3 protein-coding genes are annotated in these 2794 nt (G+C 35.5%); all 3 read left to right on the top strand.

The features are described 5' to 3' along the window. The first annotated feature begins 236 nt into the window (after window positions 1-236). Window positions 237-941, top strand: a complete 705-nt coding sequence (pyrF, locus tag F6K13_RS16105; protein WP_124154881.1) for an orotidine-5'-phosphate decarboxylase — start codon at window positions 237-239, stop codon at window positions 939-941. Window positions 942-1275: 334 nt separating this feature from the next. Continuing rightward, window positions 1276-1401, top strand: a complete 126-nt coding sequence (locus tag F6K13_RS16100) for a hypothetical protein (RefSeq protein WP_275670264.1) — start codon at window positions 1276-1278, stop codon at window positions 1399-1401. 378 nt (window positions 1402-1779) lie between these two features. Further along, the gene (locus tag F6K13_RS16095) at window positions 1780-2343 is read left to right on the top strand and encodes a hypothetical protein (RefSeq protein ID WP_124142976.1); all 564 of its coding nucleotides are present in this window, start codon (window positions 1780-1782) and stop codon (window positions 2341-2343) included. The last annotated feature ends 451 nt before the right edge of the window (window positions 2344-2794 follow it).

Raw genomic sequence — 2794 nt, 5'->3', positions numbered from 1 at the left:
ACTCAAAACTACAACGTCTTAGTTTTTTTGTTTGAATACCCAGAATATAAACCACTGAAAATTAATTAATACTTTTGCTGAGACTCACAGTCGGAAAAATTCAGTAGACAAAAGTTATGACTCACAGGGAGGAGAAAATATTGAGGTCAAAATCACTCAAAACTACAACGTCTTAGTTTTTTTGTTTGAATACCCAGAAATAAACCACTGAAAATTAACCCATACTGATGAAATTGATGAATATTGATAAAATTATTGTCCCGTTGGATGTTCCTACTGAGGCAGCAGCGATCGCTCTGATAGACCAATTACCGGAAATAATCTGGTGGAAGGTTGGTCTAGAATTGTTTGTTAGTTGTGGCCCTAAAATTATCTCAATTCTCAAAGAACGTCAGAAGCGGATTTTTCTGGATTTAAAGTTTCACGATATTCCTAATACTGTTGCTGGAGCTTGTCGAGCTGCTGCTAGTTATGGTGTCGATTTGTTGACTATCCATGCTACTGCTGGCAGAGTGGCTTTGACTTCTGCTCAAGAAGCTATTGTTGAAGGGGCAAAAGTTACAGGAGAAAACCCACCAAGGTTAATTGCTATTACTATTTTGACCAGTTTGACTTCTCGCGATGTGGCTTTTGACCTCAAAATTCCTCTGGAGTTGCCAGAGTATGCTTTGCAGATGGCTTTGTTGGCTCAGGAATCTGCTTTAGGTGGGGCAGTTTGTTCTCCTCAAGAGGTGGAACAGTTGAGACAGGTTTGTGGTGATGATTTTGTGTTGGTTTGTCCGGGAGTGAGGCCAACTTGGGCAGAGAAAGGAGACCAGAAGCGATCGCTTACTCCTGGTCAGGCTATTAAGGCTGGTGCTGATTATCTTGTTATTGGCCGACCTATTACTGCTGCTGCTGACCCAAAAGGGGCTTTGGAGCGCATTTGTCAGGAAATTTAAGGGGCGTTTTATTCAAAGTATTGTTATGTTTGATGCTCGATTGTTTTAAACGTCACTTCAGATAACATAGTACTATATTTAGGTTGAATAAAAAGTCATGCGTAGGTGCGAACGCCTCCCAATAATTACATACTATCAGGATTTTTGACAGAATGCAAGGCTAAATATCTTTCGATTTTTTTGAGCTTCATAAAATGAAAGATAGCTTTCACTTCTGATACCATTTCTCTGTAACAATGCGCTTAATAATTGTTGCTCAGACCTTATTACACTGACTATTCTATATTAAGTGATACATCAAGGAGAAATGGTATGATACCAAGTTGATAAATTTTTGCTACAAATATCTAGGGTATTTCTGAGGAGTCAACCCACCCCTCGCCCCTCCCCCTCCCAGGAGGGGAAGTCAGGAGTCAGGAGTCGTATGGGAATGTCTTTAATACCATTTTTTAGGGCGTAAACTATCTTTTTAGTCAAAGGGACATTTCCTATAAAGTTTTTTTATCGCTCTTACTATTCGTAACATTCTTTTTTCACGCTTGGTATAACCTACCCGTCATAACAATTACAAAAATATTGCTATAGCAGTCGCCATTAATGTTAGGAAATTCTTAAATCCTCAAACTTATTAAAAAACTTATTAAATTATTGGGAAAATTTGCTGAACAGTAAATATTTTTCAGACATGATAACTTTCAGGGAAATATCAATCTGAAAATCCTAAAGTCGAATGCTATTTTATTTGAAAATATTCATTTCTATAATCACGATTATAAGTATAGCCAGTGACAATTTATCTTTACCTAATTCCCTATTTTTGACGATTGACAATTATTCGATGGTCAGAAAAAGACGACCTAGAAGACCTAGAAAACCTAGAATAGAAATAGAAAAAATAGAATCAACAGATCCTTGGAAACCAAAATCTACTTGTCCGGATAATTCAGAAGATTTAGAAATTCTAGCCACAGATTTAATATTAGATTTGCCTGGTTATGTTAATCGTGAAATTCAACGCGATCGCCAATCAAATGAAGATTATTTAGAACGGAATATAGTTATAGCAGGTCGTCCTGAGTTTGAACCTTTACCTATAGATGATATGCCTTTTTTTCAGGAAGATATTAATCAAATTTTTCTGACAACTTTAGAAAGGCAATATAGAGATAGTCAGGTAGTTGAATTACAAAAATTTCATTGGTTATTTCTGAGGAAAAGTCAGAGACAATGGGAGTTAGTTAATATGTTTTCTATAGAAGAAAGTTTACTAGGAAATTTACCACCACAACCAGAAGATAGTAGTAATGGAGTATTTGCTAGAGGTATTAGAGTTTGGTTACAAGGATGTTATTTTGGAGATAGGGGTCAGGAGACAGGAGTCAAGAGTCAGAATGAGGAATGATATGGCATAAGGAAGAAGTAAGAAGTAAGAAGGAAGAAGAAAGAAGGCTTTAGTTATCTAGGAGAGAAGGAAAACTCAGAAGATGTCAGATTTTTAAGCTTTTGATATGTCAAATATAGTAATTGTGACTGCTATATCTTACCTTTACAATTGAATTTATGAAGATTTTTATTGGCAACTTAATTTGGGCTATTTTCCAAGTAAAAGTTCAACCAAATTCTCCACAACAAAGTATTGAATAACAGAGGATTCAGGAGATAGGATGAGGAATGAAGTATTAATTTTTTTGTGTGATTTATGGAGATTTTTATTGGTAATTTAATTCTGGCTATTTTCTAAGTAAAATATCAACGGAATTCTCAACATAAAGTATTGAATTACCTCTACCAGAAACCAAGGCTATTTCATTTTAAATTGTGCCATTTTATGTATTGACGAAACCACGTTATTA

The sequence above is a fragment of the Okeania sp. SIO2B9 genome, from assembly GCF_010672505.1.
Lineage (GTDB): Bacteria > Cyanobacteriota > Cyanobacteriia > Cyanobacteriales > Microcoleaceae > Okeania > Okeania hirsuta.
The sequence above is the reverse complement of the archived record's forward strand: the minus strand, read 5'-3'. Positions and strand labels throughout refer to the sequence as shown.

Coding starts and splice junctions, on each gene's coding strand:
- pyrF (WP_124154881.1), top strand. CDS start 237: ATGAATATTGATAAAATTATTGTCCCGTTGGATGTTCCTACTGAGGCA.
- F6K13_RS16095 (WP_124142976.1), top strand. CDS start 1,780: ATGGTCAGAAAAAGACGACCTAGAAGACCTAGAAAACCTAGAATAGAA.